At 41.3% G+C, this 24,261-nt stretch carries 25 protein-coding genes; 14 read left to right on the forward strand and 11 right to left on the reverse strand.

The features are described 5' to 3' along the window. Positions 1 to 25 precede the first annotated feature (25 nt). Together ACYRY3_RS43815 and ACYRY3_RS43820 are read right to left on the reverse strand one after the other, a co-directional pair. Positions 26 to 199, reverse strand: a complete 174-nt coding sequence (locus ACYRY3_RS43815) for a hypothetical protein (protein ID WP_460208116.1) — start codon at positions 197 to 199, stop codon at positions 26 to 28. 231 nt (positions 200 to 430) lie between these two features. Continuing rightward, positions 431 to 1,297, reverse strand: a complete 867-nt coding sequence (locus ACYRY3_RS43820) for an NmrA/HSCARG family protein (protein ID WP_460208117.1) — start codon at positions 1,295 to 1,297, stop codon at positions 431 to 433. 1,218 nt (positions 1,298 to 2,515) lie between these two features. On the opposite strand from ACYRY3_RS43820, the gene ACYRY3_RS43825 reads away from it, so the two are divergent. Together ACYRY3_RS43825 and ACYRY3_RS43830 are read left to right on the forward strand one after the other, a co-directional pair. Then, positions 2,516 to 3,745 (forward strand): efflux RND transporter periplasmic adaptor subunit, encoded by a 1,230-nt coding sequence (locus ACYRY3_RS43825; protein WP_460208118.1) that lies wholly within the window; start codon positions 2,516 to 2,518, stop codon positions 3,743 to 3,745. 83 nt (positions 3,746 to 3,828) lie between these two features. After that, positions 3,829 to 6,498 carry an efflux RND transporter permease subunit gene (locus tag ACYRY3_RS43830; protein WP_460208119.1) on the forward strand — a complete coding sequence of 890 codons (2,670 nt, stop codon included), beginning with the start codon at positions 3,829 to 3,831 and terminating at the stop codon, positions 6,496 to 6,498. Positions 6,499 to 6,561: 63 nt separating this feature from the next. Here the strand turns inward: ACYRY3_RS43830 and ACYRY3_RS43835 are convergent, their stop codons facing one another. Then, a complete protein-coding gene (locus tag ACYRY3_RS43835; RefSeq protein WP_460208120.1) occupies positions 6,562 to 7,260 on the reverse strand; it encodes an FHA domain-containing protein in 699 nt (232 codons plus the stop codon). A 100-nt stretch (positions 7,261 to 7,360) separates the two neighbouring features. Beyond that, a complete protein-coding gene (nfi, locus tag ACYRY3_RS43840) occupies positions 7,361 to 8,029 on the reverse strand; it encodes a deoxyribonuclease V (RefSeq protein WP_460208121.1) in 669 nt (222 codons plus the stop codon). Between the two features lie 290 nt (positions 8,030 to 8,319). Between nfi and ACYRY3_RS43845 the strand changes: the two genes are divergently transcribed. After that, positions 8,320 to 9,159, forward strand: a complete 840-nt coding sequence (locus ACYRY3_RS43845) for a prohibitin family protein (RefSeq protein ID WP_460208122.1) — start codon at positions 8,320 to 8,322, stop codon at positions 9,157 to 9,159. A 158-nt stretch (positions 9,160 to 9,317) separates the two neighbouring features. On the opposite strand, the gene mnmH is transcribed toward ACYRY3_RS43845, so the two are convergent. Beyond that, entirely contained in the window at positions 9,318 to 10,403 is a 1,086-nt protein-coding gene (gene mnmH / locus ACYRY3_RS43850; RefSeq protein WP_460208123.1) for a tRNA 2-selenouridine(34) synthase MnmH, read from the reverse strand. A gap of 380 nt (positions 10,404 to 10,783) precedes the next feature. On the opposite strand from mnmH, the gene ACYRY3_RS43855 reads away from it, so the two are divergent. Further along, a complete protein-coding gene (locus ACYRY3_RS43855; protein ID WP_460208124.1) occupies positions 10,784 to 11,869 on the forward strand; it encodes a hypothetical protein in 1,086 nt (361 codons plus the stop codon). An 80-nt stretch (positions 11,870 to 11,949) separates the two neighbouring features. Here ACYRY3_RS43855 and ACYRY3_RS43860 read toward each other — a convergent pair whose 3' ends face one another. Next, a complete protein-coding gene (locus tag ACYRY3_RS43860) occupies positions 11,950 to 12,192 on the reverse strand; it encodes a hypothetical protein (protein WP_460208125.1) in 243 nt (80 codons plus the stop codon). A 393-nt stretch (positions 12,193 to 12,585) separates the two neighbouring features. On the opposite strand from ACYRY3_RS43860, the gene ACYRY3_RS43865 reads away from it, so the two are divergent. The 3 genes from ACYRY3_RS43865 to ACYRY3_RS43875 all read left to right on the forward strand — a co-directional run bounded on the left by ACYRY3_RS43865 (position 12,586) and on the right by ACYRY3_RS43875 (position 14,327). Beyond that, entirely contained in the window at positions 12,586 to 12,747 is a 162-nt protein-coding gene (locus tag ACYRY3_RS43865) for a hypothetical protein (RefSeq protein WP_460208126.1), read from the forward strand. 188 nt (positions 12,748 to 12,935) lie between these two features. Beyond that, entirely contained in the window at positions 12,936 to 13,229 is a 294-nt protein-coding gene (locus ACYRY3_RS43870; RefSeq protein ID WP_460208128.1) for a hypothetical protein, read from the forward strand. A gap of 132 nt (positions 13,230 to 13,361) precedes the next feature. Further along, positions 13,362 to 14,327: an aldo/keto reductase gene (locus ACYRY3_RS43875; RefSeq protein ID WP_460208129.1), complete on the forward strand. Its 966-nt coding sequence runs from the start codon at positions 13,362 to 13,364 to the stop codon at positions 14,325 to 14,327. 429 nt (positions 14,328 to 14,756) lie between these two features. On the opposite strand, the gene ACYRY3_RS43880 is transcribed toward ACYRY3_RS43875, so the two are convergent. Next, positions 14,757 to 15,248 carry a DUF3368 domain-containing protein gene (locus ACYRY3_RS43880; protein ID WP_460208130.1) on the reverse strand — a complete coding sequence of 164 codons (492 nt, stop codon included), beginning with the start codon at positions 15,246 to 15,248 and terminating at the stop codon, positions 14,757 to 14,759. Next, the gene (locus tag ACYRY3_RS43885) at positions 15,245 to 15,487 is read right to left on the reverse strand and encodes a hypothetical protein (RefSeq protein ID WP_460208131.1); all 243 of its coding nucleotides are present in this window, start codon (positions 15,485 to 15,487) and stop codon (positions 15,245 to 15,247) included. Before ACYRY3_RS43885 ends, ACYRY3_RS43880 begins: the two co-directional genes overlap by 4 nt. Positions 15,488 to 15,804: 317 nt before the next feature. Between ACYRY3_RS43885 and ACYRY3_RS43890 the strand changes: the two genes are divergently transcribed. Together ACYRY3_RS43890 and ACYRY3_RS43895 are read left to right on the forward strand one after the other, a co-directional pair. Further along, positions 15,805 to 16,110: a hypothetical protein gene (locus ACYRY3_RS43890; protein ID WP_460208132.1), complete on the forward strand. Its 306-nt coding sequence runs from the start codon at positions 15,805 to 15,807 to the stop codon at positions 16,108 to 16,110. Between the two features lie 150 nt (positions 16,111 to 16,260). Continuing rightward, entirely contained in the window at positions 16,261 to 16,449 is a 189-nt protein-coding gene (locus ACYRY3_RS43895) for a hypothetical protein (protein WP_460208133.1), read from the forward strand. Positions 16,450 to 16,593: 144 nt separating this feature from the next. Here ACYRY3_RS43895 and ACYRY3_RS43900 read toward each other — a convergent pair whose 3' ends face one another. Both ACYRY3_RS43900 and ACYRY3_RS43905 read right to left on the reverse strand, forming a co-directional pair. Further along, positions 16,594 to 18,234, reverse strand: a complete 1,641-nt coding sequence (locus ACYRY3_RS43900) for a hypothetical protein (RefSeq protein ID WP_460208134.1) — start codon at positions 18,232 to 18,234, stop codon at positions 16,594 to 16,596. Position 18,235: 1 nt separating this feature from the next. Further along, positions 18,236 to 20,398, reverse strand: coding sequence for a CHAT domain-containing protein (locus ACYRY3_RS43905; protein WP_460208135.1), 2,163 nt, complete (start codon positions 20,396 to 20,398; stop codon positions 18,236 to 18,238). A 55-nt stretch (positions 20,399 to 20,453) separates the two neighbouring features. Here ACYRY3_RS43905 and ACYRY3_RS43910 point away from each other — a divergent pair, with 55 nt between their 5' ends. The 5 genes from ACYRY3_RS43910 (at position 20,454) to ACYRY3_RS43930 (ending at position 23,356) form a co-directional block, all read left to right on the forward strand. Further along, a complete protein-coding gene (locus ACYRY3_RS43910) occupies positions 20,454 to 21,965 on the forward strand; it encodes a caspase family protein (protein ID WP_460208136.1) in 1,512 nt (503 codons plus the stop codon). After that, the gene (locus ACYRY3_RS43915; RefSeq protein WP_460208137.1) at positions 21,931 to 22,821 is read left to right on the forward strand and encodes a hypothetical protein; all 891 of its coding nucleotides are present in this window, start codon (positions 21,931 to 21,933) and stop codon (positions 22,819 to 22,821) included. Before ACYRY3_RS43910 ends, ACYRY3_RS43915 begins: the two co-directional genes overlap by 35 nt. Positions 22,822 to 22,823: 2 nt before the next feature. Next, positions 22,824 to 23,015: a hypothetical protein gene (locus ACYRY3_RS43920; protein ID WP_460208138.1), complete on the forward strand. Its 192-nt coding sequence runs from the start codon at positions 22,824 to 22,826 to the stop codon at positions 23,013 to 23,015. Positions 23,016 to 23,127: 112 nt separating this feature from the next. Then, on the forward strand, positions 23,128 to 23,262 hold the full coding sequence (locus tag ACYRY3_RS43925; RefSeq protein ID WP_460208312.1) for a hypothetical protein: 135 nt from the start codon (positions 23,128 to 23,130) through the stop codon (positions 23,260 to 23,262). Then, positions 23,213 to 23,356, forward strand: coding sequence for a hypothetical protein (locus ACYRY3_RS43930; protein ID WP_460208139.1), 144 nt, complete (start codon positions 23,213 to 23,215; stop codon positions 23,354 to 23,356). Before ACYRY3_RS43925 ends, ACYRY3_RS43930 begins: the two co-directional genes overlap by 50 nt. 410 nt (positions 23,357 to 23,766) lie before the next feature. Here ACYRY3_RS43930 and ACYRY3_RS43935 read toward each other — a convergent pair whose 3' ends face one another. Next, positions 23,767 to 24,261 (reverse strand): TIGR00725 family protein, encoded by a 495-nt coding sequence (locus tag ACYRY3_RS43935; RefSeq protein WP_460208140.1) that lies wholly within the window; start codon positions 24,259 to 24,261, stop codon positions 23,767 to 23,769.

Consider the following 24,261-nt stretch of genomic DNA (forward strand, 5'->3'; position numbering starts at 1 on the left):
AAAGCTGTCCAAAATCTTTTTCAAGTCACACATGCTGATGCGTCCGGTTAATCTTCTCCATTGCTACCTCGCTGATGAAGTACTCCTCCTCTGAGGCAGGGTGTTGGGCATCACGCCGAGCGTCCACATAGGAGGAGAGACTAGTGTGGAGTACTATATACGCTGTTTCAACGCTACGGTGCTTCAGGTCGAAGAGCAATTTCTAGGTGAACGCGTGCCCCGCCGATGCCATCTCCACTGAACCTGACTCCTGAGCATAGATGCTTTGATAGTAGTCCAGATCTCAAGGGTTTGAATCGAAGTCAAAATATGTGCCTCTCTACGAATAATGGTTATGGTCATGTAGCTCCCCGAAAAACTGTGAGGAAATCCTAAATCAATTTTACTTTTCCTTACGGTTTTGTTTCACATCTCGTGCCTTATTCTCTGTTCACAGCTTGTCCCACCCGATTTTGCGTAGCCATGCCTCGAAAGTGAGCAGTTCTGGGTAGAGCGCACGGCAAGCTGCAATGTCAGCTCGGTAGTTGCAATAGCCTCGGGCATCGAACATCTCCCCGACTCTCGGATCGACCTTTTTCAGCTTTTCCCCTGCGATTCTGCTAAATTGGATCGGGATTTTAAGAACTCGGCTGAATATCTCGGCCATCTCCACCCCTGTCAAGTCATCGCCAGCCAAGTCGAGCCTTTCACCCACGAAGCGTTCAGGGTTCTCAAAGGCTAGTCGGGCAAAAGCACCAATGTCTTCGGTCGAGATGTGCTGGTGTGGGGCATCCGGTTCCATGTCCCAAGTAACTAAGCCTGCGAACACCATGATGAAGAGCACAGGAGAAAGGTAGTTCTCCATGAAGGTGGGTGGTCCGAGGACGGTGCTCGGCAGCTTGAGCGTCTTGAGGTATTTCTCAATCTCGAGTTTGCTGTCGTAGTGCCGAACAACGCCAGGGTTTCGGTCGATACCGCTGACGGAGGTGTATACCATGTGTTGCACACCAGCCGCAACAGCCGCATCCGCCAAGAGCTTGCCTTGTGCAATTTCTCCTTCGTAGCCCGTTTGCCAGTAGTCCTGCACACTAAAGACACCATAAATGCCCTGCAGCGCCCGATCAACGGAAGCGCGGTCGTTGAGGTTGCCTTGAACCACTTCGGCTCCAGCCTCTGCAAGCTTTCGAGCTTGGGGGCTATTTGGATTGCGGGTCAGCGCTCGGACTTTCCATCCACCAGCCAAAAGGTGATGTGCGGTCGCACCGCCCTGACGACCCGTTCCTCCTGTAACTAAAATCGTGTTGTCATCCGGTTTCATAATTTCCTTCTTTGATAGATTCTACCGATGCAAGGTCAGAGACATCAGCAGTAATAGACAATGCCTTTCCATCCGACTTTTCAAAGCCTTAGCAATTAGCAGTTTCCACTAATTACCTTTAATTCTATACCCAATTATTGATAATTTTAGTAGTCAAACACATGAGTTACTGTTAAATTTCTTCCCTATTTATTAAAAATCTAATCTTAACCTTTTCGATACAAATATTACTTGCTTATAAATATAGATGAAGTCTCGCCACTACGTAAAATTTTCCAACTTTAGTTGCTACTTGCCTTGATGTATCTTGCTTTTATCCCTGAAGGTCATAAATAAAAAAACACACAAGCATTACTGAACTGAGCAAAATATTAGCACCTGCAGAAGCTTTTGTAATTAAAAGTATGCCACTGCGGCAAACAATTCCTTTAAGTCACAGCTTTATAATTCCATGCGTGCATATGCGGAAAAATTATGCTTCTTATGTTATGAATAGTTGACAAACTCCCTACGTAATAATCAAGCTTCCAAGAGCTGAAATACGCAGTTATGCTTCCAGTCCCTGAAAACTTTTGGGTCTAGTTACAACTTAACGCGTGCATTAGCACGCCTAGTTTGATTACACACACTTTTGCTGTATTACTCCTTCTACAAGCAAAAGAATACAAACTTGCAAACGAAAAATCAACCCTTGTGTCCTTGCAGTCGCGCTCTTTAAAATTAATAGTGTATATTTCTATAATCCTGCAAAAAGCAAGCTAAGTTGATAAAAAGTTCCTGTAATGAACGCGTTCCAAGATGCATACAAAATGCAGATTTTCAACCTAGCGTAGTACTTACAGGGCTTTAGCAATCAGGAAATTGATGCGTGAAAAACTTTGCAACCTACTATCAGCTGTTGATACCAATTTTATATGAGGTTGCACTTTGTTCACCTGCTGACTACAAACCTGGGGCTATACAAACAAAGCTTGCCTCCGCAGGCTAAATAGATGCATCTTCATAAAGAAACGGTAAGAAAGACATAACTGTCTTCTTCCCAATGCATAATATCAAGTCCGTCTAATTAACCACAAAAAAATGACCCCACCCCCCAGCCCTTCCCCTAATCTATGGACTAGTGTGGCAAAGTCGGGCAGGGGTAATATCCAAATGGGCAATTTACTGGACATGATACAAGTTTTAGTAAACACGAAGTATGTCTAAACATCATTTTGAATGTTAAAAGTCAATACCTTACTCACAATAAAGCTGCTAGGTATAGCTCTTCTAGCCTCTGGTCTGACTGGCGGGTGCAAAGGAGGTGAAACTTCGGCTCAAGAAAGTGAATCTCCACCTCCTATTCCTGTGAAATTGCAGGTGTTAGAGCGCACCCAGATCGAAAACAGTTCTGAGTTTGTGGGATCGCTAGAAGCTTTAGAAAAAGTTGACCTAAGGCCGGAGATCGAGGGTCGGATTACTGAAATTCGAGTCTCAAACGGAACTCGGGTTACGAAAGGGACACCGATTGTGCAACTCCGTCCCGATCAAACTCAAGCTCAATACGCGAGTGCTATTGCCAGAGCTAACTCTGCCAGAGCAGCCCGTGACACTGCCCAAGCGAGGCTCCGAGCCGCAGAGGCAGATCGGGTCAGGGCTGCATCGGAAGTAAAACTTCAGAAAGTACAGTTCCAACGAGCTGAACAACTCGTCAATCAGGGGGTACAGCCCAGGCAGCAATTGGACATTGCCCAGACCAACCAGGATACAGCGCTTGCCTCCCTCCGTGCTGCCTCCGAACAGGTGGAAGCTGCAAAATCTAGCTTAAATCAGGCGAATGCCGAGCTCAAGCAAGCTCAGGCAGATGCAGCTGCTGCAAATGTCTCTGTCCAGTACAAACAGGTGCTTGCGCCCATCACAGGTGTGGTTAGTGACTTTCCAGTTAAGGTCGGAGACTACGTTAGCACTGGTCAAACCCTAACCAGTATTATTCAAAACGACTCTCTAGACTTGCGAATTTCAGTTCCTATAAACCGCTCATCGCAACTGAGAGTGGGGCTGCCAGTAGAGCTCATTGACCCCAATACACGCCAACGCCTGACCAAAGGAAATATCTACTTTATCTCGCCTGAGGTAAACACTGGCAATCAGGCAATTTTAACTAAGGCACGCTTTCCTAACCAAAAAGGCACCTTACGCGATAGGCAGTTTGTCAAAGCAAGAGTTATTTGGAGTCAAGGTTCGGGGATTTTGATCCCCACGGTGGCAGTGTCTACCATTGGTGCACAAAACTTTGTCTTTGTAGCTGAGAAAGGGCAAAAACCAGTTGTTCGGCAAAGACCTGTTCAATTAGGAAATATTCAAGGTCAAAGTTATCAGGTGCTTAATGGGGTCAAGGCGGGAGAAGAGATTGCTGTAACGCAAATTCTTAACTTGAAAAATGGCACTCCCATTCAGCCTGGTTCCTAGATAACTAGTATTGGGTCTTTATTTAACCTTGTGGCAATAACTCTCTCCCACCGCCCCTAACGATTAACAGGATTTCCTGAACTATGCTGCTGAGTATTGCTGACATTTTCATCAAGCGACCGATCTTAACTACAGTTTGCACTGTACTTATTCTCTTAATAGGAGGAATTGCTACACCTCTCCTTCCCCTGGATAAGTTACCAGAAATGGCTCTCAAGCAGGTTACTGTAACTGCCAACTATCTCGGTACCGATGCCAAAACAGCGGAAGAAAATGTGACTACCGTGCTTGAGCGGCAAATCAATGGCACGGAGCAGGTTATGTATATGTCCTCTCAAACGACAAATAATGGTGACACAACCATTAACATATCCTTCCCGACAGAGATGGACAGAAATACTGCCCAAGTTCTTGTTCAAAATAATGTGGCGATCGCAGAAGCCGAGCTACCGGAGGCAGTTAACCGAACTGGTGTTATAACTCAAAAACAATCCCCAACAATTACCTTAGCTTACGCCTTCTATTCTGAAAAGAACCAAAACGGTAACTTTACATACGATAACGTTTTTATCAGTAATTACGTCGATCGGCAAGTTCTCGATGAGATCAAACGGATCGAGGGCGTAGGTTACACCAGAATTGTTGGAGAACGTAAATATGCCATGCGTATCTGGCTCGACCCCGATGCCCTCGCGGCTAGAAATTTGACGGCTCAGGATGTCATCAATGCTATTTCGGAACAGAATATTCAGGTAGGAGCAGGAAGAATTGGTCAGCAGCCTACAGCAAGCGAGCAACAGTATGAAATTGCTCTGCGGGCAATCGGTCGTTTCACCACTCCTGCGGAAGCTGAAGATATTGTGGTGAAAGTAGGTGGGGATGGTACCCTAACCAGGGTTAAAGATGTGGGTCGAGCAGAGGTGGGGGCACAAGATTACAGCACCACAACTTTGTTTGATAGCTCACCAGCAGTTATTCTTGTAATATACCAACTTCCAGGAACTAATGCCTGGAATACAGCTAGCTCGATCAAAGCCACAATGGCTGAGTTAGAGCAGAATCTTCCTCCAGGATTGAAAGCGACAGTCGCCTTAGACAATACTTTATTCGTAGCCGCTTCTCTCGACGAAGCCTTCAAAACCCTGATGGAGGCGGTCGCTCTGGTGTTTTTGGTGATTTTCATCTTTTTACAGGACTGGCGCACCACAATCATTCCCTCTATTGCCATTCCCGTTTCGCTAATTGGAACGATGGCCTGTGCATACGCATTCGGGTTCACCCTTAATCAGTTGACTCTGTTTGGTGTTATCTTAGCAACCGGTTTAGTGGTGGATGATGGGATTGTGGTAGTAGAGGCCATCTCTGCCAAACTATCTCAGGGGATGAAACCTCTTCAGGCAGCCTTGGATGCCATGGAGGAACTGACTTCGGCAACTATCGCTACATCAGTTGTACTGATGGCAGTGTTTATCCCCGTTACCTTCTTTCCTGGCACTACAGGAATCGTCTATAAGCAATTCGCCCTGATTATTGCCTTCTCCATCGCCATTTCCACCTTCAACGCTCTGAGCTTGTCTCCCAGTATGTCAGCTATTATCATGCGACCGCAGCAGGAAGTGCACGGTCCATTGGGCTGGTTTTTTCGTTGGTTTAATCGCGGTTTTGACTGGTTCCAAATAGTATACGTTAAGGCAGTGAAATTTCTGATCTGGATTCGGCTACTCGTCATTCCAGTTTTTATTGCCGGTTTAGTGGCGACGGGTTGGATCTATCAGACAACTCCCCAGGGATTTATCCCAGAAGAAGATCAGGGGTATTTGTTTGCGATTATCGAAGCCCCATCTGGGGTTTCTCTGAATTACAGCGTTAATTTAGTCAAGCGAATTACTGAGGAAGTAATGCTGCCACTACCTGAAATTGAGCATGTTGTAGGTAACGCGGGTTTTGGGTTTGAGGGGAATGCCAGCAACAAAGCACTCTTTTTCGTGAAACTTAAAGAATGGGAGGAGCGTCCCGGTGCCGATAAATCAGTGTTTGGGATTCTGCAAAAAATCAACGAGGGGTTACGCCAAAAAGTTCCAGAAGCTAGGGCAATTGCAGTGAATGCACCGCCAGTCGATGGATTAGGTTCTACAGGTGGATTCGAGTTATATGTTCAAAACAGAGCAGCCCTTCCTATGGAAGCACTAATCGACAATACGCAAAAGATGATAGAGGCAGCCCAGAAGCGACCGGAACTGGCTGGAGTCTTTACCCAATTCACCTTCAACACGCCGATGATGCAAATTGTCATCGACCGCAACCAAGCCAAAGCGCAGAATATCCAGGTCAGTGACATTTTTAATACCATGCAGACCTACTTAGGCGCAAGTTTTGTCAATCAATATGTTCTTAACGGGCGGCTCTATAGGGTGTATGCTCAAGCAGAAGGGGAATCACGCTCCGATCCTGAGGATATAAGTCGCCTGTATGTACGCTCTCAAGATGGCAACCTAGTACAACTGAACATGGTGGTACAGTTGGAAAAAGTGAGCTATCCGCCTATTGTGACTCACTACAATGTCTACCCGTCAATCAAAATCCAAGGAGCTCCAGCACCAGGCTACAGTACAGCACAAGCCATAAAAGTCATGGAAGAAATTGCTGATGAAGTGTTGCAGCCAGGATTTGGCTACGCCTGGACAGGGACTGCTTTCCAGGAGAAATCTTCTGGTGGTGCTGCACCGATTATTTTTGGCTTAGCCAGTCATTAGTCATTAGTCATTAGTCATTAGTTATTCAGTTATAAGCTATACACAGAGAATTCCCCATATCCCTTAAGCACCGGGTGGAACTAAAACACTAGCTGCTGCTGCTAAGGAAGTACCGCACCAAGGACAACCAACTTGTAGGTGTTCTAAAGAAGACACTTTATGGCATTTGGGGCACTCTAACCCGTAACTGCCCTGCTGTACTGGTGGAGTTGGTGAATGATAATGATAGCCCTGTCCCACTGGTTGTTGTCTAACAGGAGGTGTGGGTGGATGGGGGCGATGTCCTTGTCCCACTGGTTGTTGTCTAACAGGAGGTGTGGGTGGATGGGGGTGATGTCCTTGTCCTACTGCAACTGGTGTAACAAGTTGGGGATTTGCGATTGGTGGTTGCGGTACGGACAAAATTGTTTCTGGAACACTGCTGGCTGGGGAAATGGAAACATCAGTGATTTGGAGTTGTTGTTGCCCCAAGCAGATGATACTGCCTTGACTTAAAGGCATTTCGCCCCGAACAAGTTGCCTCCCATCAACAAGTGGGGGATTCTGTTCCCGTAAATTTCTAATAAAAAAGCATTGTTGTTGTAATTGAAAGTAGATTTCAACGTGCAAACCTGACACAGTAGGATGACTGAGAACAATGTCACACCGAACTGGATCGCGACCAATGCGAACAGTACCTTTATTTTTACTTTGCTGTTGCTCGTATATTTTCTGTGATTTATTTATACCTGCATCCTGCCACTGTAAAGTTAAAGCATTCATCGTTCCAACACCGTAAGTCTTAATCAGTTACTTCAGTTCCGTTCTGTGCGATTCCTAACACAGTTAGATAGAAGCAAGCAACTATTCTTAAAAGATTTTTTTACGCTTTTGAAGATGCTAGTTGATCGGCAAGGCGTGTTGTTTCTGGCAACCGATATTTTGTCGTACAGCGCAAAACATAATCAATTGCTGTAGGTAGACTAACTTTATGACCGCTAGACACATAAACTGGCTTAACTCCCGTGCGTGTTCGTAAAACCACCCCTACAGTTTCTCCTTGATGTATCAAAGGTTGCCTACTACCTTTTGCTTCTGATAAGTCTTCATGCTTGCCAATAAGTAAGGATTTGGCGACACCAATAGTAGGTATATCCGCAATTATCCCTAAATGACAAGCTATACCTAACCGACGAGGATGTGCAATTCCCTGTCCATCACAAAGAATCAAGTCTGGTGTTGTTTTAATCTTCTCTAGGGCATCTAGTACTGCGGGTATTTCCCGAAATGAAAGGAAGCCTGGAATGTAAGGAAATGTTGTAGGACGACGTGCTATGCTTTGTTCCTGTAACTGCAAATCAGGGAAACTGAGTACCACCACAGCAGCACGGCTAATCGTACCATCTTCTTCAAAACCCATATCAACGCCAGCAACGTATTGCACCGATTCGTTAAGATTGTCTTCCGTAATAACCTCAGACTTAAGTTGTTCTTGTATTTTTATGGCTTCATCCAGTGTATTTGGCCAAGGATGACGTTGATAAATCTTCATAATTTAAAGCTTGGTTTCAAGGTTGTTTTTCCGAAAGTTTGTCTGACCGGAGTGTATCTATTTTAAAAAGGTTTTACTCGTTGAGCAAACTCATAAGTAGGTGGGCAGGAATAAACGGAACTATATTACAAAATGTAAATATGTTGGAAAGTTTTACCAATGACGAATGACAAATAACTAAGAGCAACCTTCTCCAGTTACCTTTTTTCATACCTACCTACTTATAACCAAAATAACTTGTAGGGGAGGTAATACTTACTCTAATGTAGCTCAATTTATGAAATTAACATATGCAGAACATTAATAGAATTGCCTCAAACAACTTTAGATTCAATCTTTCCTTAACAGGGGGAATCTTTGTCTTGCTTCTAGCGATTCTTTTCCGTCCCTTTACAATTGTGAATGCAGGTGAAAGGGGTGTTGTTATGCAATTTGGAAAAGTTCAGAACCAAGTATTAGATGAAGGTATTCATCCTATAATGCCTATCGTGACATCAGTTAAAAGACTAAGTGTTAGGGTGCGACAAAACACTTTTAATTCTGATGCTGCCTCTAAAGACCTCCAAAAAATAACTACAGAACTTGCAGTAAATTGGCATATTGACCCGACAAAAGCCAATAGAGTTTATCAACAAGTCGGCGATGAAGAGCAAATTATCACCGGGATCATCACTCCTGCTGTTTCTGAAGTTCTAAAAGCTGCGACCGCCAAAAAGACGGCAGAGGAAATTATTACTGTCAGAACGGAACTGAAAGAAGAAATTGATAAAAACCTGAAAGTCCGCCTTGCTGCCTATGGTTTGATAGTCGATGATGTTTCTCTAGTAAATTTTGCTTTCTCTCCTGAGTTTAGTAAAGCGATTGAAGCAAAACAGATAGCCGAACAAGAAGCTAAACAGGCAGAATTTATTGCCAAAAAAGCAACTCAAGAAGCCCAAGCAGATGTTAATCGTGCTAAAGGTCAAGCAGAGGCACAAAAATTGCAAAGACAAACTTTGACACCAGAGTTATTACAAAAGCAGGCTATCGAAAAATGGGATGGTCATTTTCCAACAGTGATGGGTGGTAATGGTACCCTACCTCTCATCAATATTAATCCTGCTAGTTTTGCTAACAAGCAAGGAGAATAATTTTACCGATAATCGTAGGTTGGGTTGAGGAACGAAACCCAACATTTCAAGTATGAAGTATAAAGCATAAAGGATGAACGTAAAACGTAGGTTGGGTTAAGGAACGAAACCCAACAAAGCCAATAAGCAACAAGGAGAATTTTACTGAGTTTCTTGCCTCATTCAAACATACAGGATTTTGAAGAAACACACTCTGGTAACAATATATTTAACAAATTATCTATGCTACTGTTAGATAAATCGGGAATAAATAGCGTTTGTTCTACTTTTATAAAATCCCTTTGCATAGATTTACGATAAGTTGGGTCGTAGTGAAAATCTAACATATTCTCCACAAATGTCTCCCACTTTTCAGCATCTATCAACCGATACCATTCACGTAATTTTTCTTTGCCATAACGAGATTTAAGCTTTTCTAGTTTTGCTTTTAAGATATAGGGGTGAGTTGTCATGTGTGGATATTCCTGCAAAAGATACTGAACTCTTGCAGCTAATGGAATTTGAATTTCCACACAACTTGCCTGTTTCATCTTTTCCCACAAAGATTGGGGCAAATAAACTTGCCCGATTTTATTGCTTTCCGATTCTACCCATACGGTTTGATTTGGATTAAAGCTTTGTAGTTGTTGCAAAAGTAGAGATTCAAAATATTTTTGAGATGGTTGGGGTGAAGCTTGTCCGTCCCATTCTTCCCCAAGCAAGGAACCGCGATGTTTAGCCAAAGCTTCTAAGTCTAAAACTTGGGCGTCAGGATTTAGGCGCATCCTCTGTAGAATGTGAGTTTTGCCACTACCAGTTAAACCACACAGGATTTTATAGGTAAATTTTTCTGGCAGCTTTTCTAATTGCTCGCGGACATAAGCACGGTATGTTTTATAACCACCTTCAACAACTGTGACTCGCCAACCAATCTGTGTCAGTACTGAAGCTATGCTGTTGGAACGCTGTCCCCCCCGCCAACAATAGACTAAAGGATGATAATCTTTTCCTTTTGCCGCAAAATGTTGAGTGAGATGGTGGGAAATGTTGTTTGCAACCAAAGCAGCACCTATTTTTCGGGCAGTGAAGGGGCTATCTTGTTTGTATATCGTTCCCACTTGGGCTCGTTCTGCATCATTTAGAACTGGTAAATTGATTGCACTAGGAATGCGATCTTCCCCATACTCGCTGGGAGAACGGACATCAATTATTTCACTGTAAGTTTCTGTCCAAGGTTGTTTGGTATACGTAGGTAAAGGTGGCATTCAGTCATTCAAAATTCAAATTCGCGTATTAAGAAAATTAGTGCTGACCCCTAAGTGCCAAACACTCTCTTTATTTTGGCACTCCAAGCCGTTGGTCGGTGAAATCCTCCGATTCTGTCACTCGTCACTACATTTAGAACATCTTCCTCTGGAAGGATGGTAATTGCTGATAAAATTTATACCAGCTAATCGATCTCTTATTGGGAAGCGTATTATGACAAAACATGGTTTAATGCGTCGGTAAGGTTTCTGGTCTGTAACCATACAAACAATTTTTACCACAGTAGTAATGCTTAACAACAACCAGAGTGGCACTACTGTAGTGTCATTGTCGGTAGTGCAGAAATCTATCCACTTAAGCGAAATGTGGGAGGTGTGAGATGAAAAAATTCGGATTACCCTTGTGGCTGCCTTATCCTAACGCGTGGTTGAATGCTTTGATATTGTCAGTGTTTATGACTGGCTTAGCAGCTGGTATTAGGCGTATTGGTTTTTTGGACTCCTATTTGGCTAAATGGTCAGAACAGCCAGAACTATCTATTGTAGTGTTGATATTGTTAATTATTTTACCAATACCTGCGATCGCCCTATTCCATCACTTTTTTCTGAGCCGCTTTATTCCTGTTATCCCAGGGGAACGGGTCAATATGCCTCAAGGTATGGTACCTGGGGTAATGAGTTGGTGGGAAAGTTTATACAGCTGGCTGGTATTTGTTCTGTCTAGTCTGATAGCAACATTATTTTGTATCCCTTTTCTATCTCTATTTAAATTCAATTATGAAAAAATTATCTATACCTACAACCAACCTCACAAAAACGTACAAGTTCTTTTTGCGATCGTCTGGATTGTAAGCGCTGCTATTCTTTATCAGATTCAATATCTATTTAAAGATCGTCTCCTGTTTGCTGATGAAGCGATCGACGAACCAACCAATGTTAAGGAGGACTTACCAGTAGAGATTCAACCTGAAAACGTACAAGATGATGTGAGTGCAACTCGCACTCAATTGACCGAGCAAGCCCCTAAGAAAAAAACTAATGTCGCCGAACTGATTGCTAAGTATCGTAAATTACCACAAAGACTCTTCACACTTGTTTTGATTTCCATAGTAGCTTTGTGGGTTTATTCTTTTACGAACTTACCGCAAGTAAAACAAACGCTATCTGTGAATTTATCTTCGATTGAAAAGCAATTAATAGCCACTCCTGAGCCCCCACCACCACCACTACTTGAAAATGATACCTATCAAAAAGGTGTCAACAAAGCAAAGTCAGCAATAAAGCTAACAAAATCAGCGCAATCTGAAGATGAATGGCGAATAGTTGCGCGTCGTTGGGAAGACGCAATTAAACTTATGGAAAATGTTCCCACTTCTAGCCCTAACTATGGATTAGCACAGCAAAAGATTTTGCAGTATCAGGTTCATCGAGAGTTTGCCAAGCAAATGCTTGCAGGAAGTTATTAAGTTTTCTTGAATTATAGCTGCACTTTCTTGCGTAAGTTCTGTTACAAACTTTTATAGGGTGGGCACTGCCTACCAATATATTAGTGACACCCAACAATTCGATTAAATGTTGGGTTTCGCTGCCCATCAATGTCACAGTCAAACCTAACAATTCGATTAAATGTTGGGTTTCGCTGCCCATCAATGTCACGGTCAGACCCAACAATTCGATTAAATGTTGGGTTTCGCTGCCCATCAATGTCACGGTCAGACCTAACAATTCGATTCAATGTTGGGTTTCGCTGCCCATCAATGTCACGGTCAGACCTAACAATTCGATTCAATGTTGGGTTTCGTTCCTCAACCCAACCTACAAATCAACTTTCATACATCCTTTGAGATGATGCCGTAGATATAACATCTCAATTTTACAATTGAAAAATCATGACATTTTTGACTTATTTTTTGTTCCTGCCAATATAAAATTTTAACTTCACTGAAAAATTTTAAATATAAGATTTTCTGAACGAATTTTTAGCATGGTTCTTATGTCTTATTAAGGTGTCTTTTGCTAAACTTCTTATGGACTTATCAAAATAGCAAAGAGTTAACGAGTGAGTTATTACGATTTTAATAACCATTTCTGGACGCCAGAGTCCGTTTGCAGCCAATGCGAACTCACAAAGACAAAGCGAAAAAATGCAAAATCCCGTAAAATAAAGGGTATTTTGAGCATAATGTGTGTCGCTGTTTGGACACCACTGCTACTCTATCTCTTGCTTCCAGCCCAAGCTCCAAATCAGGAAAAGATTTCTCCAAATAATCATGAATTAGGTGGCGATCGCGTTTTAAGTCGCGAGCATTACTACCTTTTCTACCGATCTATACAAAATGAATAGCTAGTAGAGAAAGGCTAAAGTATAAAGGATGAAATTAAAAGGCTTACATTGTAAGCTGCGGAGCAATTTACAATAGTTGCCTTATTTACGCCGACTTGTACTAGTTAAGCTACAGCTTCCTTAGGATGCAACAGGGTGCATGACCGCTGAATCCACATGCACATTCAAATTTCAAGAAACTATTCTTCATGGATCAAGAACTACGTACTCCGTCTCCAAAAAGAGAAACTCAACCCATTCCATCCTTAAGAATTGAAGTACAACAACACCTTAGACTCTTGGACGTTGACAAACCACAAGGACGAGTTATCTGTGAATGCTGGAACTGCAAGCAGGGGCTACTGATTCAGCATGAAAGACAACCGCAGCAAGAAACAAAAGTTACCTGTCCAAATTGCGGTAGGGTAGCTGTAAAACTTCAAGTAGCGAAAATTTTATCAGTTATCCCTATTCCATCACCTTGGGCACCTTGGGGAAATTAGCTTTCATCTACATTGTTTAAAATATTTTTGTAGGGTGGGCACCGCCCACCAATATCTGCTGTGTGGCTTACCATAAAGTATTTTTTCAGTAACATACAAGAAGAAAAGCGATTTCAACCCTGAAAAAAAACTATGTCAGGCAAATCGACAAGGCGAGGCTTCTTGATAACTAGTGCTGCTGTCGCTGGCGGAATTGTTGGAGCTAATGCGTTGCAACAAAACATAAATACTACCGCAGCACCACCAGCTACTATGTCAGAACGAGTGCTGGGACGTACAGAAGTCAAAGTTCCTATCTTTGGATTGGGTGGTGCGGGTCAAACACCTCTATCCTGGGAAGGAAGAGAAAAAGATGCTGTAGCAATTATTGAGAAAGCTTTGGAACTCGGTATTCGTTACTTTGATACTGCTGCTGGTTACGGGCCAAGTGAAGATTATCTAGGGAAAGTACTACCAAGCCATCGGTCAAAGATTTTTCTAGCAAGCAAAACCGATAAAAGAGATCGTGATGGTGCGTGGCGAGAATTAGAAAGAAGTCTCAAACGTCTCAACACAGATCGTTTGGACTTGTGGCAACTTCATCACGTCTCTTTTTCGGAGGAACTTGGCACTATCTTTAGTTCCTCTGGTGCAGTGAAAGCTTTAGAAGAAGCAATGCAGCAGAAACTCGTTCGATTTGTTGGTATTACAGGACATCGCGATCCAGAAGTCATTGCTGAAGGATTGCGGCGCTATCCCTTCCATACAACGTTAATTCCCGTGAATTCTGCTGACAAATATCATCCCCGTCCATTTCTTCCCGTTGTTTTGCCCCTTGCTCAACAAAAAAATGTGGGTGTGATTGCCATGAAAGTACCTGCATATGGACGGTTATTTAAACCGGGTGGCTTGACAGGCATGGAGCAAGCTTTGGGATACAGTTTGTCCCAGCCGGGAGTACATTGTTGTGTCATTGCAGCTGAGAACGTTAAGCAGTTAGAGGATAATGTCAATGTTGCGCGAGCTTTTCAGCCACTAAACCCCAAGGATTTAGCTGCAATTGAACACCGGACTGCTGCAATTTGGGAAGATAGTACGTTTTTCCGCGCTTGGAGTTAAATTTGCTCTCGGTTTGTGAATGCTTGTTCGGCTATCAATGCTAATGCAATCGAAGGAAGGCAGTAGCGGAGCGCTCGTACTAGAGCGTCGGTACAGTAGTCAAGCAGAGAAGCAAAACACACATTTTCTCTTGACTGCAATCCTTGATATTTCGTGAATTTAGAGACGCGCCATGGCTCGTCTCTACACAAAACTAGGTGATTTATGATTTTTGTACCGATGCTCTATGGCTATATCCAAAAAAGGTTCAAGATTAAAATTACAGCAAATTGCAACGCGGAGGAGGTAAAGATTGTTGTAAGGGCGTCAGTCCTGCAGACAGGCTTCGCCAACGTGTAGCGTGCCGACGCTCGTAGGCATACGACCAAGAGCCCCTTCCGCTATACTTCATTTACCTGAAATATGCTGTAAATACATGAGCTTATATTTTCATTCAGTAAATATAGCATCAAATACTGAACGTTTTACCCTAAAATTAATTTCCATTAATCTTTGATATAAATCATCGAAATTATCTATAACTATTGTGCCTTCTACACTCAACTTTCTAATAATGGCTAGAGTACCTTTGACCTTTAAACCCAATCGCGTTGCTTCTTTTCTAGCGGTAAAATCGTCAAGGATAACGTAATCAGCTTGTATTTCTGTTGCTAAAGCTATTGCTTCAGATTCTCCTTTCCCCAGACGTGCATTAAGGCTATTTGCTAAAGATATTAAGTTAACTGTTTTGACTTCAATTTGATTCTCATTAATTAATCGATTGATTCGTTGACTTGCTTCGTCTTGTTTAGCTTTTATTTCAGTAATGACAATTTTTGGGAGATAAAATTCATCTAATGTATCAACAATTTTTTCCAAAAAATCTAACTTGGTCAAGAAAATTAAAGGTGATGAATTAAAAACTATTTTCACTTTTGTCACCAATTTCTTTCAATTGTTATATCCTCTGGTAATAAGTAAGAAAAATCAATTCCCATGACTTCTAGTAATTTCAAAAATACTTCAGTCTCTAATTCCATAACTTCTGCTGCTTTTTTTAAGCTTATAATTTTAGCAGATAAAGCACCAAGAACAAAGAGGAATTTTTCTTTTTGTTCTTGATTTGGAAATATAGTAATTCCCGAAGCAATATCTTGAAGTATTTCTGTTTTTATAGTCATGATAATACTTGAAAATAGAGGTCTAGGGCAAAGAAAGATATTTATGGGTGTTAATATACACAGTTCATGAACTGCTACTTACCATTGTATCTCATCACTCATTCAAAATTGCTGAAAAGCAACCTTTAATTCCTGTCCGTCGCAGTCGAACATTTGCACCCAATGGGGGATTAAGATTACTGTTGAAATAGTGGAAATAATGTTTGCTAACATTTCAACATACAAATCTTGTGGGACGGGCATCCGTGAGAGTCTATCTGTACCTTACTGAGGCAATGCCCACCAAAAACCTCCGTCCTGCATCATCAATACATCCTATGGCTATATCCAAAAAAGGTTCAAGATTAATTGTAGTGAATGGCGATCGCTACCGTTGGCGTATTCGCAAAAAACCTACCTACTCTCAAGGTAATGTGTGGAACACACTTACCGTCGCAGTAGAAAAAGCTGAAAATCCAGGCGCTACTCTTATTATTGAAATGCCGCAAGCCCATCCTTGTAATTGGATGGGAGAAAAACCTGTACCTGTTCTTCCGTCTAATGTAGAAAATTGTATTAAAAGAGCATTGGAGCTTGGTTGGAAACCTTCTGAACCGGGTAGCACATTTGAATTGTCATATTAGAGGGCAATATACATGTGGTAAGACTTTATTAAATAAACTAGGTTTTATTAATGCTAACTTCTACTTGAAAGATGGGGAGGAAATCGATGTATATACTGCATAATTTCGTGCCTAAATAGTAGAATGCCCTAATTGTAATCATCGCTGGAATTGGTAGGACATATTAGCCAGGAAGAGCTATTTGAAAGTTTGGCAATAACTAACAATCTTGATGCATGGAAGGGAACCACTCAGGTATTTGTAGCAAATTTACACCAACAAGAACATACTGCAAAATGCATTTCTGGACTGATGACCATCCTACGTCAAGGAAATTTATCTGATGACATTATCAGATAAATTGACAGATGTTTTGAAGAAGAAAACAAAAGAAAATTTATTAGGCGCGAGTTAGCGATCGCATTCCTGCCCTCAGACGAGCGTACTTCTGCCTTCTTAACCCAAAATTTCAAAATCGATGCAGGTAGTTAACCAACCATAAGCTTACTTTTCCTTTTCTTCTCCCCCCGTAAAATTACTCAAACTCCGACTAGCCACGTCCGCACTCAGTCCCCAAACTAACAATCCGAAATAATCAGAAAAGGGGTCAGCGCCAAAAGTTGTTCCTTTTTGCACGTAAAGCGATCTCAACCCCACTACGGACAAACCAACTAACAACACCAAAGAAAACAATGGTCTTGCAAACCAATAAGTGACTTGAGTCCGAAATTTAGTTCCAGATAAGATAATCAGAGATTTCTGCAACCATAGCACCCATTTATCTACAGGTTTGTTTACACTAGATTGAACAGCACTACCAACAGCTACCACAGCATCTTTTATCCCCTTAACAACTTCTGATAAGTTGACGGGTGTTTTATCTGGTCCCATCATTGACGGTGGTTGCAACTTAGTAACATCTTGCTGTAACTCTCCTAGTAAACTTTTTGCCTGCTCATCCTGTCGGAAATCAATTTGCGATCGTACACTGTTGATTTTTTGAAGAATGCCATTGTCTCCCTTCACTTGAGGAAGATTTTTGAAGGGTTCTAACTTTTGTTCTATATTCCGTAACTGCTGCAAACATTCCCGACGAGCATCAATTTTCTCTACTTCTGTTGTTGCAGCTTCTAATTTCATCTGCTGAACCAATTGCTCGGCATCTGATATCATTGGAATAAGAATTTTTTGGTCTTCTGGGTTACTCTGAGTTACTTGCTTTTCTAGCTCTTTTACCTTACCTAGTGCCTCAGACTGGGGAATCCCCTTTTCTTGCATATATTTAATTAATCTACCTAAAAGAATGCCCACGAACAACACCAACAGTGGCATAAAGGGAGCAATTCGTACAGTCAAATTTACTGGAATAATTAAACGCTCACGCCCACCTTCTAAAGTTAAGTAAGCTGCTCCCGTGTAGCGGTCTGAGGGAATTTTAGTAGTGTCCCAAGTTAAAGGTAGTTTGACAATTTGGTCGGCTTTTAAAGTTTGAGGGATATTAGGTATTTTGATTTGATTGGAACTTAACTGATAGCCTGTTTGTTCGCCTTTTAACAACACCTCCGCACCAGTTACTTTTACAGATGCATCCTCTGTATTGTCAAAAGCTAAATCCCAATTTTGTAAAAATGCACTTTTTGGAAAAAATAGATGTGCTAAACCACAATCTAACCACGAACTACACTGGGTTAATTGTAACTGTACCTGTTCGTTTCCCTTCAAAAGTGTTAGTTTGGGTCGAGCTTTTACTAATACACTCATATTAATAACTTGTGCTTTTTGAGCAGGAAGTAATACTTGAATTTGTCCTTTATATGTTCCTGGTAACTGAGGATTACTAAGTTTTACCTGGAAATCTTTGGGTATACCAGCTTGTAATTTAGTTTCACCTATAAACGAGACTTGCTGACGCCCAATGACTTCATCCCCTTCTTGACGCTTCAAGTCGGAAGCTAAAAAAGAGAATTGTTCTACCTTTGCTGAAGCAGAAAGACGTATGCTACCTATAAGAGTATTTTCTTCATTCAACCATCCCTTAATCTCCAAAGGATTGTCTTTCGCATCCACCTGAATATTGGTTTGAGCTAGAGCCGATGGGGGACAAATTAGTAATAAGCAGACAGCAGCAAAAATCCAGCGTTTCATATTATTTCTGCAGTACGGAACAAGCTAAAGCTATTTCATGGGCAGCATATAGAGAATAGACTAAGCCAAGGGGATTATAATGCTGTTGTAGCAATTCTCGACGCACTGCAAGCATGGATTGTCCCATTGGTTCTCCTGCAAACAAACGTTTAAACACCTCCGTAGCATAATATTCAGCCAAATTTTCTGATACGGGACATTCTGTACCAACCACTCCACTTGCTCCCGCATTCAGAAAATCATCAATTAAACTTACGTAACTTTCAGGTCCGTAGTCTCCCGTTGCACAGCCATTGAGAAAAACAAGTGGGTGGTGTAGCCAATTTGACTCATAACACTCTAAAAAATTACTGTCAATGCGATCGTCACTTAGTTCTAAATATGGTCGTTTTGGCATTTCTTCTACTCCACCATGACAGTAAAAGTACACTAAATCCAATACTTTGCTGTGTTCTCCCCAAATGTGTTCTAGCTCTAATATTTCTTCTGCAAGTAGTATATTCACTGAAGCAGCAGTTTCTAGTTTGGGTAGATGTTCTCGCCAAAGTTGAAAATCGCGGTATACATTAAAACTCAACTGTAATGGCTGATTATTTTTGATTTGTCGTACTAATGCTATGGGAGCAGAGTGTTTGCTACTAGTCCAGCAAGGGAGTTGCTCGATTGAGTAACGGTAGCCCCAGAAAGCATGGGGACAAACATATTTTGGATCGTTTTTATGAGGGCAATTTGTACAATCTAAGTCATGTTCGCTAAAGCGATCGCATACACGAGCGAGATTGCTTTTGACTTTTCGCTCATACAGCAGCGCCCAAGGAATTGTTACTTTTCCTAAAATTGGGTTGACTTGGATGACTGTGTTTGGTTTAAGGATAGCTTGTAGTATTTCCCCTTGGTCATCTGTCAATAAGTTAGCTTGCTTGTGGGGTAAAAGTTGTCGGTAGAGTTCCCGTCCTAAACTTGCTAACTTGGGAAGCCAAGTATTGAGTAACTCCATGTTTCCCTCAACTTGTCCCAAATATCCATCGTACAAAGTTGAGTAGAGTTGTTGGCGAATTCCTGCGATCGCATTCCCTAATGAAGTAGGCTGCAAGGTGGTATCATAAAATGCTAGTTCCTTATTACCACCAGTCCGGTCAAAGAAACGAAAGTCAATACTGCCATCCCTTTGGTCAAGTTCCACATCTACAGTCAATATCCGTTCGGGAAGCAGTGCTAGCTGCTCATTGGTCAGCACGTCAGTGGTAGTAAAGCTGATGCGAGCAATTTGGGGTGGGTGCAGGGACTCCGAAATTTCAGCACCACTCGTGGGTATAATCAGGACTGCCAGTTGCTTGGACTGCAGCTGGTAGCCGCGATACAGTAACTCCACTTGGATGTAGCCCCGACCTTGAAATAGGTTAGGTTTAACGGTGAACTGTACGCTATCTGAAGTACCACTGCGGGGTAAGGTTAACTTTTTTACTGGTGCATCAATACTGAAATTCTTAGAACTAACGACTACATCTAGAACCAAAGTTTCCTGTTCATTCCAAACCTGAACCAAAGCCTGTTCTGGAAAAGGAGTTTGCTCCTGGTCTGTTCCTTTTTTTTCTGGACTAATATTTATGTATAAAATGTAAGCACACCCATGAATTAGAGGTTCACTGGATGGAACTGTTATTTGATTGCTAGGCTCAGCAAAGTAGGTATTAAAGTAACGGTAATTTTGAACGTAGTCTGAGATCTGCTCTAGAAAAATTAGCTGTTTAGCAGCTCGATCTTGATTTTCAGTTACCAAAATGTTACTGATAATAATAATTACCTCGTTAGGCTTATCATTTTGGTCACCCCTGGTCTGACCGTCAAAGGTTACAAGTTCTTTTGTCTCCCCAAAAAGTTCTTGCTCTAACTCAGCTAAGTTGGGAAACAATTTTCGTGGGATTTGACCGTCTAAAGCATCTAATTTTACTTTGTTATACTGGTAAAGATGATTTAAGGTGGAATTCGCCTCAATCATTGCCATTAGCTCTTCTCCAATAAAGTCCCAGTAATCAGGGCCACCAGACAGTAAGTGTCCGACTTCTTGCAGAACAGCTTGTTCATCAGTTGTAAGGGGGATTTTCAGTTCTCTTAGTGCCAATAAGAGAGCGAGTAGAGTTTTAGTGACAGAAGAATTTATCAAGCTAGGATGCCTTGGTAACAGGATAAAGCAGTTAATCAGTGTAGACTGAGTTTTTATGATACGAGATGCACTTGTAGTAGGTATAAACCAGTATCCTTTTTTGAAGGATACACCAACAAGTAAAGCTAAGCACCTAAAAACGCCTGCTTCTGATGCGGAAGCGATCGCTCAACTTTTGGAAACCGATGGCAATTTTCGAGTGCAACGATTGCCACGAAGCAACATTGATGGCAGATTGCAGGTTGATCCAGAAAAACCTGTTACTGCTGATGAACTGCTAAATGAAATTACCAAACTGTTTCTGGCAGAAGATGGTCGAGACACGGCACTTTTATTTTTTGCCGGACATGGGCTACAAAAACCTTTGGGCAGTCTCAAGCAAATCCTAATGGCAACTAGTGATGCAAATCCTGGAAACAAAAAGTGGAATGGTATATTACTGCGAGATTTACGGGAAATCGTAGAGCAAAGCCCTGTAAAAGAGCAAATTATTTGGTTAGATAGCTGCTATAGTGGCGAATTACTAGAACTTAAGGACAGCGATTTCCCAGAACGGGTTTCTGGGCGCAGGCGCTTGATAATTGCTGCATCTCATAGTTCAGAAGTTGCCTATGAGCGGTTAGATGGCAAGCACGGTGTACTGTCAGGGGCACTAATAGAAGGACTTAACCCCTATCAAATTTCACAAAACGATTGGATTACTGACCGGACACTGGCAGATTTTGTTGAGAGAGAACTAAAAACATATTACGAACAGACAAAAATCCCACAAATTCCACAAATTAGGAGACCTGACCAACCAATCGAACTAATTCTTGGTAAAGGAGAAAAACACAAAGAATTAGAAGATAGTAAAAAGTCCCTTTTAGATTCTTCTGGACTGTCACCTTTTGTATCCTGGGAAGATTTTTTTAATGAATGGCTAAATACTGAAAAGCCATTTAATCACACTTGGCAACTTGTTGGTCGGGCAGATTATCTGCAAAACATTAACAATTTTCTTCAGTCAGAAGAACAAAAGTTTCTGATTTTACCAGGACGTGGCGGAATTGGCAAAACCAAATTACTTCATGCTTTTGCAGAACAACTTAATACTTCTAAGTTAATCCTACGATTTGTAGAAGAAGGAGTACCCGTTACAGCAGAAAATGTAGTTAATTTACCTAAAAATAATTGTGTATTAGTATTAGATGATGCACACCGTCGTGAAAAAGATATAGAAGTTTTACTTGCGGTTTTCCGGCAAAATTCCACGAATAAATTAATAGTTTCATGCCGACCTTATGGTGTAGAATATCTGCAAATAATTTTCAGACAAGCTGGTATCGGTTCCCATCAAATTAAACGATTGGATGACCTCAAAGAATTAAGCCGTGATGATGCGAAAGCTTTAGCAAGTCAAGCACTCAGTGATAATTATCCAGAATTAGTGGATAAATTAGCTACAGTCACAAAAGATTGCCCGCTAGTGACTGTAGTTGGTGGGCGACTATTAGCAGAAAAGGCAATACTTCCCTCCTTACTTGAACGAGATGAAGACTTTCGATATAAAGCCAGTACAATTTAACCAGACTCTTTTAGAAGCAGTGACTAGGTGGTTGCGTTCATTCAGCCAAGCAGATGATGTATGTTTACTACTTGATATACTCGATCAATTTTTAGCCAAAAGTTCTTATTCTCAAGAATTTGAGAATTTTACAGTCACTTTTACTCCTTTTGCGGTAAGTTTTGAAAATACTCAGCAAATTCGGCAACAGGCTCTTCAGTTGATTGTAAATTGTACTAAAGCAACCGAACTGAATGTTGTTAATCGAGCAGTAAAGAGTCTAGAAAATGCACTCCAAAAACCTGTGGCTTTTTTCGGTAGAGAAATTACTCTTGAAGAAGAACAACGGTGGATACCCGAACAATCGAAAATACTAGATGAACTCAATTCTTTAATAAAAGAAAATATTAATCCAATAGTTAATTTAAGTATTATTGATGCACTTTTATGGCATACCAGCCATAACAACTTAACAAAAATCAAGCGAAAAGCTAAGAAAGTCCTCAAATCAATTCCCAAGTCTTTTGAATTAAAACTTACTGCTGCATTAAGGCATAGTAACAAATGGGATTGGTTGTTTGAACAGAAAAAGCGCTCAAGTATTAATTCCGATATTCGGAGTAAGCGTGCAGAAGGAATTTGTCTGCACATCGCTAAAGAGTTATTACAGAAATATCCAGATGCAAAAGAGGGAATGCAGAATATCAGTACAAAATTAGAGGATTTAGTCCGTACTGGTGTATCTCCTTTTCCTAACACTTTTTTAGGTCAATTATCTGAACTTAATCCTAAATATGCTGAAAAAATATGTGAAGAATTAATTGCTAGTCCATGCAAAGATATTCAAGTATATTGCAGCAGTAGTCGCGCTTACTAACATTGAAAAAAACAACACTGGTGTACTTTAGTTCACCTGTATTGCAACACATCAGTCGGGACGGTGCAGTGGCAAGTTTTATCCTAGATATAGTGTGCAAGCTTGCAAACTATGGCCAAGTAGCTCCAGGAAAACAAGCGCTTTGGACATTGTTGGAATATGTGCGATCGCAAGTATGTGTAAATGTGCAGTAAAGTATCCATAATTTGCGTCCTCTAGTTGATATGGGAGCGCTCTCTTCCATAGCAACTGGTAGCATATCAATAGATGTCATAGTGCAGAGAGTGCGCGGATAATGACTTAGTAATTAATGACCCATCTGTAGACAGCTTCCGTGCCAGGATTATTCGGCAACAAGACCAATATTTGCTGATTGACTTAGGAGGTAGCAGTGGTACGCGTGTCGGCAGACTTTTTTGGTTCTATGGTGTCTTGGTTTGACCGTTTATTTCGAGTAAAATCAGGATGGAAGAATAACTCTCCCATTAAAAACAATGCGGCTTACCGCAGTACTGAACGCTTGTGGAAATGGTAAGCCAATGTCACTCTAAGAGTGTCAAAAGTACGGGCTTTCTCAAAAATTGAAATAATTGATAATTAAAATAAAAAAGAATCTATTTCTAGGAAAAATATTTTTATTCAATCAAAAATATCTCAATTGAAAATTGCGAATCACACTTGCTTAATGAGCAAACTACCCTTTAGGCAAGAGCAAAGCAAGAGCAAAGCGATCGCGGTTAAAAATTAATACGGTTCGGTTAAGGTTAATGTGTAAAAATCCCGTGTGTAGAGACGCGCCATGGCGCGTCTCTACATCGTGTTTGCGATAACGGATAAGGGTTCTGGTTTTATCTGAACCATATTGGGTTAAAAATAATGTGTAGCTTCACAGAAAATTGGTATTAGAGAAAATTATTTTTCTAAAGAATAGCTATAATACAATCTTTATCTGTTACTTAAAATTACATGAGTTGTAGCGATCGCATTCTTCACATCATCTACAACATAAACATTCTCTGGCGAAAGCTTATGGAAAAAAACTTTGCTTTCTTCATCATCTGTCAACAAAATCACCTTTTTATTTGCTTTCAAAGCGAGGGCAATTTCTGAAGCAGTTCCTGTACCCATACCACAGGCAATAACCACATCACTACTGAGAACATTGATATTATTGCGAGCATTTCCCATATCGGTGAAAATGGCAATATCAACCGCTTCAGAAATACCCTTTTCTGTATCATTTGGAAGAACACCAAGAGTTAAGCCATTAGCAGATTTTGCTCCCTGATTTGCGGCTTCCATGACGCCGACATTTCTACCACCAGTAAGCAACACCCAACCTTCTTGGGCAATGAGTTTACCAAGTTCATAAGCATTTTGAACGTCAATATCTTTTGCTTTTTCTCCAGGTCCCATTACCCCAACAACAATCTTTCTCAT

This window comes from Scytonema sp. NUACC21, assembly GCF_054684315.1.

Coding starts and splice junctions, on each gene's coding strand:
- nfi (WP_460208121.1), bottom strand. CDS start 8,029: ATGAAGATTTATCAACGTCATCCTTGGCCAAATACACTGGATGAAGCC.
- ACYRY3_RS43900 (WP_460208134.1), bottom strand. CDS start 18,234: ATGAAACGCTGGATTTTTGCTGCTGTCTGCTTATTACTAATTTGTCCC.
- ACYRY3_RS43830 (WP_460208119.1), top strand. CDS start 3,829: ATGCTGCTGAGTATTGCTGACATTTTCATCAAGCGACCGATCTTAACT.
- ACYRY3_RS43890 (WP_460208132.1), top strand. CDS start 15,805: ATGGCTATATCCAAAAAAGGTTCAAGATTAATTGTAGTGAATGGCGAT.
- ACYRY3_RS43875 (WP_460208129.1), top strand. CDS start 13,362: ATGTCAGGCAAATCGACAAGGCGAGGCTTCTTGATAACTAGTGCTGCT.
- ACYRY3_RS43935 (WP_460208140.1), bottom strand. CDS start 24,261: ATGAGAAAGATTGTTGTTGGGGTAATGGGACCTGGAGAAAAAGCAAAA.
- ACYRY3_RS43835 (WP_460208120.1), bottom strand. CDS start 7,260: ATGAATGCTTTAACTTTACAGTGGCAGGATGCAGGTATAAATAAATCA.
- ACYRY3_RS43865 (WP_460208126.1), top strand. CDS start 12,586: ATGTGTGTCGCTGTTTGGACACCACTGCTACTCTATCTCTTGCTTCCA.
- ACYRY3_RS43915 (WP_460208137.1), top strand. CDS start 21,931: ATGAAGACTTTCGATATAAAGCCAGTACAATTTAACCAGACTCTTTTA.
- ACYRY3_RS43870 (WP_460208128.1), top strand. CDS start 12,936: ATGGATCAAGAACTACGTACTCCGTCTCCAAAAAGAGAAACTCAACCC.
- ACYRY3_RS43855 (WP_460208124.1), top strand. CDS start 10,784: ATGAAAAAATTCGGATTACCCTTGTGGCTGCCTTATCCTAACGCGTGG.
- ACYRY3_RS43885 (WP_460208131.1), bottom strand. CDS start 15,487: ATGACTATAAAAACAGAAATACTTCAAGATATTGCTTCGGGAATTACT.
- ACYRY3_RS43845 (WP_460208122.1), top strand. CDS start 8,320: ATGCAGAACATTAATAGAATTGCCTCAAACAACTTTAGATTCAATCTT.
- mnmH (WP_460208123.1), bottom strand. CDS start 10,403: ATGCCACCTTTACCTACGTATACCAAACAACCTTGGACAGAAACTTAC.
- ACYRY3_RS43825 (WP_460208118.1), top strand. CDS start 2,516: ATGTTAAAAGTCAATACCTTACTCACAATAAAGCTGCTAGGTATAGCT.
- ACYRY3_RS43820 (WP_460208117.1), bottom strand. CDS start 1,297: ATGAAACCGGATGACAACACGATTTTAGTTACAGGAGGAACGGGTCGT.
- ACYRY3_RS43910 (WP_460208136.1), top strand. CDS start 20,454: ATGATACGAGATGCACTTGTAGTAGGTATAAACCAGTATCCTTTTTTG.